Below are 7,492 nucleotides of genomic sequence, written 5' to 3' on the forward strand. Positions count from 1 at the left end.
CAGGCTCAACAAACTTCTCGCTAACAGACTCATCAACAACCTCAGGCTCAACAAACTTCTCGCTAACAGACTCATCAACAACCTCAGGCTCAACAAACTCTTCCCTAACAGGTTCTTTAACCGGTTCTTCTTTTATAATATCCTCTTTAACGGATTTATTAATTTTATTGTCAAAATTAACTTTAGGAGTTTCGATATTTTCTTCCATTATTTCATCATTACTGTGGTCAACATAAATATAATCATCATCAGAACCTAAATCAACTTTTTCATCCTTTGATTCAATATTGACGTTTTCGGTGTTTGATTCAATGTCATCAATTCCATTATCTTCTTTAATTGAGTCTTCCTCCAAGTCCTCATCTTCACCAAGGTCTTTTGTGAATTTAAGTGAACTGAAGAATGATTTTTCCTTGCCTTCGGCATCATCAACTATTGAATCATCTAACTGTGAGTGTCCAGGATTGATAAATGATTTAATCTTGTCTTTAATGGATAAATGAGGTTTTTCTTCATTCTCATCATCAGAATAATCCTTTTCATCTTCCCAAACTTCAGCATTGTCTTCCGGTGAGACTCCCTCATCAGATTCCCAAACTTCACGGTCTTCATCAGGAGAGTATTTCTCTTCTTTTACTGTTTTAGGAGACTCATTCTCATTAGAAGCATTAACCTCTTCGATAGGAACATCCATTTCCAGAGTTTCATCATCAATACCTTCACCTGAACCATGCATATCCTCTGAAACATGATCATCTTCAACTTTAGGAATTTCCACATCATCAATATCCTTTGAAACATCCTCATTTGAATTTTTCACAGTTTCTGATTCGCCAATGGCATCTTCTATTGGGGTTTCCAAATCATCCAATTCATCATCATATTGCATTTTTACAAATTCAGATTCCGAATCCTCACTAGAATAATCCTTATCATCCTCGTCATCCTCAACTTTCACAAATTCGGATTCAGAGCCATCATTAGAATAATCATTACCATCATCAGTTTCAACTTTCACAAACTCAGATTCGGTTTTTTCATTAGAATAATCATTACCCTCATCAGTTTCAACTTTCACAAACTCAGATTCGGTTTTTTCATTAGAATAATCATTACCATCATCAGTTTCAACTTTCACAAACTCAGATTCATTTTCTTGTGAAACGTTGTTTTCATTGATTGTTTCATTTGGAGTTGTTTCTTCTGCTTCAGCTTCTTTGAAGAATTCCTCTGGGTCAAGTTCACTGACATCAATTGGCTTTTCCAATATATCTCCGTCATCTACTTTTTCCACTTCAACAAAGTCTGCCGGACCAATATCTTCAGGATTGATTTCTCCTGCGTTTTCCTCTTCTTCACGCGCTTTTCTTTCAGCTTCCTCTTTTTCACGTGCTATGCGCAATTCTTCAGCTTTCTTTTCAGCTTCCAATCTTCTTTTTTCAGCCAATCTCTTCTCTTCTTCAGATCTGCGTTTTTCTTCCTCACGGGTTTCACGAATGGAATTTTCAACGAAGTCCAATAATTTCTTTCGTCCCAGGTCACGGTTCCTATACCAGTCAGTAGACCATAAGTGATATAATTTCCATCCAAGTCCTGTCAATACTTGTTCACGGAGCCTGTCCCTGTCACGTGCCACCTTGCTTGATGCATACATCTTTCCATCGGTTGTTATGCCTAAAATGTATTTTCCAGGATTTTCATCATCAACAATAGCCAGATCCACCCTGAATCCTGCACATCCTATTTGCCTGTCGACAGTGTAGCCGTTTTCCTCCAAAAAGCTGGCAATAGCATCTTCAAACGGTTCTTTGGCATACTCACCCATTCCAGGTGTGCCCAATGTTAGGTTTTCAGCATATTCAAGGAATTCCTTAAGTGACTTTACACCATATGGAGGGTTTGCTGTTAAGTTCATGTCATATGCCTTGAAGTTTGAGAACACTACACATTTTTCTCTTGCACGAGTTATCAGCACGTTAAGCCTTCTTTCACCACCGTCCTGGTTTAGCGGACCGAAGTTGAGTGACATCTTTCCGTCCTGGTCATACCCATACCCTACGCTGATGAGGATGACATCCCTTTCATCCCCCTGGATTGTTTCAAGGTTTTTGACGAAGAACCTTTCATCCTTATTGTCTGAGAACAATGGCTCATACTCAGGATGCTCCTTACGTTTTACCTCCAGTTCCTCAAGGATAGCGTTTTTCTGCGCTACGGAGAATGTTCCGACACCTAAACTTTTTGTATCACCGTACTTTTCAAAGTGATTGAATATCTCCTCCACAACATCCTTAGCCTCCAATGGGTTTTTAGAGGATGCCCCCCTCAAGTATTGGGTGTTCGGATTGTAATGGAATTTCAAACCGAGTTCAGGGTCTGAATGTGAAGGTGAAGGGTAAACCAATAGGTCGTCATCGTAAAATTCCCTGTTTGAAACTGTAATCAAGGACTCATGGCGTGAACGGTAGTGCCATTTAAGCATCTTAACCGGGAATGAGAGTTTGCATAAATGCAGGATGCTCTCCATGTCAAGGGAGGTTGCCTCCTCCTCGTCACTGTCAGCATCTGACATCTGGTCAAAGAATGATGTTGGAGGCAGTTGCTGAGTGTCCCCCATAACCACTGCGGTTTTGCCTCTCATGAATGCGCCTAACGCGTCTTCCGGCTTGACCTGACTTGCCTCGTCAAAAATAACCACATCAAACTGCAATTCCTCATTTGTCGGATCAAGGTACTGTGCAATTGACAGTGGAGACATCATAAAACAAGGCTTGATTTGTTTTATCATTCCTCCAGCCTTTTCCAGGAGTTTTCTAACCGGCATGTGCCCGCTTTTACGTGTGAATTCCCCGGCCAATATTTTAGCCTGAGGGTTTTCTGTTCCTCCGAATATCTTTGGAATGTTGCTGTTCAACTTATGGTAAATCCTTTTACGGTTAAGTGTTAGAATCTTCTTGTCCAGGTCCTTGAATTCGCGGATGCGGTTTTCATGCAATTCACCGACGAATGTTGCCAGCTCCTGGTTTTCAACGAATAATATGTTAAGCAATGAGTCTGCAAAGTTTCCTTCAACCAATGATTCAATATCCTCTTTTTTAATGTTTCTTTTCTCTATGGAATCGACGAACATTTTCGCATTGCTGCTTTTGAGGGCATTCTTGGTGTTCAGGTATTGTGACCACAGGTGGAGGCTTGACAATTGCCCTCTCCAATTGTACAATTGCTCCTGCCATGCCTCGAACGGCACGTCTCCGGTTTCACGCTTGAATATTAATTTGCTTCTCGGATTCAGTTTATCCTTAAGCCTTGACAACACCCTCACGAATTCCTCTCCGGAGTCAATGTATTCTGCAAGGTCACGTTCAGGCTTAATGTCGAAGAGGTCCTTGCTCATCAGGTCAATTGTGTTCTGTGAGAATGTTCCTTCCCTCACCAGTGCAGTGAATTCATGCATCCAACGTGCAATTGCTTTTAAATCCTCAGGATTAGCATTCAAGTGCCAATATCCCCCGTAATATTTCTGGCCAAGTGCATTGTTTGCTTCGAGGTTTCTTCTAAGTTTAATGATTACTTTCGCCTGCTTAAGGTCCCTGATTATGTCTTCAATGTTGTTTGGAACCGGCACGGCATAGTACCTTTCAACCAATTCGATATGCTGCTTGTTGTTGAAGAAGCGGAACTTCTTGGTTGACAAGTGCTGCAATTCATAAATTAGCCTGTCAATGTCAACCTGGAAGATGCTTTGGTTGAATTTCGCCAATGCTCCAGCGTATTTTTGATATTTCTGGAGCTCCTGTATCAATATGAATGCGTCATCGTTATTGTTGTTCCATGCGCCTGACTTGAGTATGCTTCCATCAATCAATTCGGCATTCTGTGACTTGATTATCTCAAAGGCAGACAGTGAATTCTGGAATTCGTTTAAGGTGTCCGGTTTTTTTATTCCGTAAATGTCATACACCCTTCCACGTTCAACAAGGAAATTGTCCAATGCCAGCAATGTATCATTAATGAGCATTTCAATTTCCCTTAAATCCGCAGGCAATAGGCTTTTCGGCGCGCATTTGCTCCATGGGTTTTCCTTTGATATTGTCTGGTATAATTCAGCAAGGTTCTCAAGGGCAATCTTCATGTCATCCAAGTCTTTTAATGTGACGTTTTCAGGACTTTCAAACCTTACCAGAGGCATTAAAGTGTTCTTTCTTGCGAAATGATCATCCGCTGATTCCTTCATACCATACAATTGGAATGCGGAAAGGTTCACCGCAAACACTGGCTTGTGTATGATTTGTGAGTAATCATCGAGTTGACGGCGCAGGGTTTCCAACTTGCGTATTGTCTGGTCAATGTTTAATGGCTCCTGTGCCCTTACGTTAGTTGCCTTCTGCAGGTCCTTGAGGAATTTCTTACGCCTGGTCTTGTGTGAATGCAATTCCAGTACGAACTTGCCCAATCCCACACCGGTCAAACGGTCCTTTACAACATCCAAAGCGGCCATTTTCTCTGACACGAACAACACAGATTTTCCTTCAGCCAAGAGCTCGGCTATGAGGTTCACGATTGTCTGTGACTTACCTGTACCAGGAGGCCCTTCAACCACAAGGTTGCGCCCTGCCTTAACGTCCTGGATGGCTGCGATTTGGGAGGAATCCGCATCAAGAACCTGGTACATGTTCTGGTACTCGAGCCTTGAGTCTATGTCCTCTTCACGGAACGCCTCATGATCGTTTTTTGCAGGGTTGAATATTGCCTGAATCAATTCGTTTTTGGTCAAGTCAACATTATCCGCCCATGCTTCAGGGTTCAGGTCATTGTACATTACGAACTTTGTGAAGCTGAAGAATCCCAGCGCAACGTTGCTGTTGACTTCCCATCCGTCCATTCTTGAAACCGCCCTACGCACGCTTGCAAGGTAATGGTCTATGACTTCACCGTATTTCTTGAATTCAAAGTCAGGCAGTTCGATTCCTCCTTCAAGGAGTTTTGCCTTGAGTGAAATGTTTGTTTGAATGTCCTCACCAGTCCATTCCAGATTGAATGACTCTCCCACCTTTTTCCTTTCCATTGAGACGGGAATGAGCACCAGTGGCGCATTGTTCTTTTGTCTTGGTTTGGACTTGTCATTCCACTCCAAAAAGCCGACTGCAAGGTATAGGATATTGTAACCTTGCTCCTGAAGCATTGTCTTTGCCTGATTGTTAATGTAATATAATCTTTTTTGAAGCTCCTTTGGGGTCAAATCGGTAGCCAGTTTCTTGTCGCCTTCTGAGAACTTTGAAAAGTCGAATGGTATGTGGTCCCATACTGATGACTTGTCCTCCTTCTTGTCCTTCTTGTTAGCCACAAAATACATTTTATTCTCTTGCAGGACTAATGTCTGATAAAGGTTTATGGGGGATTGATTTACTATAGTGATAGTTTTTGCTCTTGATTTAAAGTTGAGGAGTTGGTTCCTTAAGGTTAAGTCCAATAGCTCCTTACGCAAATTCTTAAATTCCTTCTCGATTATATTTGATGATTTGTTTAACATGATGACCCTTTGTAGTGTTTAAAAAAAATTCAAAATGCATATATAATTATAATCATATTAATTAATAAAGTTTTCTAAACAATGTGAATTTAGACCAAATCTATTTAAAATAAGAAATGATGACTGTTTAAAAGTGATTTGTAAAATTTAAAAAAATCAATTATTTGTTTGGTTTATAAGGTCCAAAACTTGATATTTTTTCACTTGCAATCCTTGATGCAAAGTTTCCGGCGGTTTCAGGTGTTTTAAGCAATAATTTTTGTACAACATAGGATGCCATGAATGTGTCTCCGCAGCCGGTGGTGTCCACAGGATTGTCACATGGCACTGGGTCTATCCTGATTTCATCGCCGGCAATGATTCTTGAACCGAAACTTCCGTTGGTTATGACCATCTCATCCACATCATAGTCTGTCCCGATGAGCCTTGCTTCAGCCTCATCCATAAATATGGCACTTGCCCCTGATAAAATTGCACCTAAACCGTCGAAGTTATCCAATCCTATAGTGTAGCTGTCATTTACTTTATCGTTTGGGACTCTTAGAAATCCCTGTATTGAAAGGAATATTGGCACGTTGAAAGACTTTAAAAACTCAACGGTTTCAGGTGGAAAATCATTTCGGTTGAGGGGGTTAAGGACAAAGCCGTCAATTTCATCGGGCAGGAGACCCATCAAGTCATCCGGACAGATCGGAATGTCAGCGAAATTGCTCAACTGATTTCGGACATTCAAGTCACCGGCATCGGGATAATGATTGATGAAGAAATGAGTGTCATCCTTTTCAATCACACAAACCTTTCCAACATCCGGAAAAGCCTTGACCAGGCTTTCATCATCGCAATTGACAATAGCCAAGTAATCGTTGAAGAACTCTTCAAAGACAAAGCTTTGAAAATAAGTTGCTCCACCGACTTTTGATGTTTCCTCATCCTCTATCCTTATCAAATCCTTGGTAACGGGACCAATAACAACCAGGGTCATGTTAATAATCTCATTCAAACTCTATTGTGATGTCCACAACATGGTACCTGTTTGAAATCTCATAGATTTCATTTTTAATTTCAGCGATGTTTTTTCCAAAATCGATATCGACCTTAAGGGTCATGACCGAATCGATGCCGTCAAGTGACCAGATATGAAAATCATCGATTGCATTCACTCCATCTATTGACTCAATGGATTGCTTGAACTCCTCGACATCGAAGTTGTCAGGAGTCTTTTGGAGAAGCACCTCGATTGACTTGTAGAGGTTTCTTCCAAGGTTGAATATCAACCAGAATGCTATTCCAATTGAAACCAATGCGTCAATGTATGGAATGTCACCCCATATGATCAGGATTATGCTCAGCACGAGGATTGTCAGCCATTCGAATATGTCCCCAAGCTGATGGAAGAATATGGCCTTTTCATTGAAGGTCTCCCCCTTATGCAATCTATAAACGGAAAGGGATTTGAATATCAATCCTACAATTGACACCATTAGCATTCCTCCCGCATCCACGCCTTCAGGCGAGAAGAGTCTTGGGATGGCCTCTGACAATATTACAAAAGCCATGAATATTACGAAAACTGATATTATGACTGCTCCAAGAATTGAAAATCTCTGATAGCCATATGAGTATGAATCTGAAGAGTCCTTTTGTGAAACCTTTTCCAGAATCCATGCTATTGCAATTGAAATCGTGTCTGCTGCATCGTGGATGAAATCCGCAAGTATCGCCATACTGTTAGTTGCCAGGGCTCCAATTATAACAATTATATTGAATGCAAGATTCATGAAGAATACAAATGCTAAATTTTCACCAGCCTTTTTGTGATGATGATGCGTGTCTATTCTCATGGTTTTAATGTTTGTCATTAATATTAATAAAAAGTTATCATATCATGCAATTGATGCTTTTAAAGTTAATTTTATATAATTAAAAAATGTAAATTATAATAAGTGATTAAAAATGGCAATA

General features: G+C 40.5%; 3 protein-coding genes. All 3 read right to left on the minus strand.

The annotated features are described in order from the left end of the window. Positions 1-5,530 (minus strand): DUF4011 domain-containing protein (locus QZU77_RS09980; RefSeq protein ID WP_295603675.1); only part of this gene is annotated, 5,530 nt, incomplete at its 3' end. Positions 5,531-5,690: 160 nt separating this feature from the next. Continuing rightward, positions 5,691-6,530 (minus strand): PfkB family carbohydrate kinase, encoded by an 840-nt coding sequence (locus tag QZU77_RS09985; RefSeq protein WP_295603678.1) that lies wholly within the window; start codon positions 6,528-6,530, stop codon positions 5,691-5,693. Then, entirely contained in the window at positions 6,523-7,371 is an 849-nt protein-coding gene (locus QZU77_RS09990) for a cation diffusion facilitator family transporter (protein WP_295603680.1), read from the minus strand. The genes QZU77_RS09985 and QZU77_RS09990 overlap by 8 nt, the downstream gene beginning before the upstream one ends. Positions 7,372-7,492 lie beyond the last annotated feature (121 nt).

Origin of the sequence: uncultured Methanobrevibacter sp. (genome assembly GCF_902774605.1) — an archaeon.
Lineage (GTDB): Archaea > Methanobacteriota > Methanobacteria > Methanobacteriales > Methanobacteriaceae > Methanocatella.

Excerpts from the sequence above, each read along its gene's own strand:
- QZU77_RS09990 (WP_295603680.1), bottom strand. The coding sequence starts at position 7,371 with ATGAGAATAGACACGCATCATCATCACAAAAAGGCTGGTGAAAATTTA.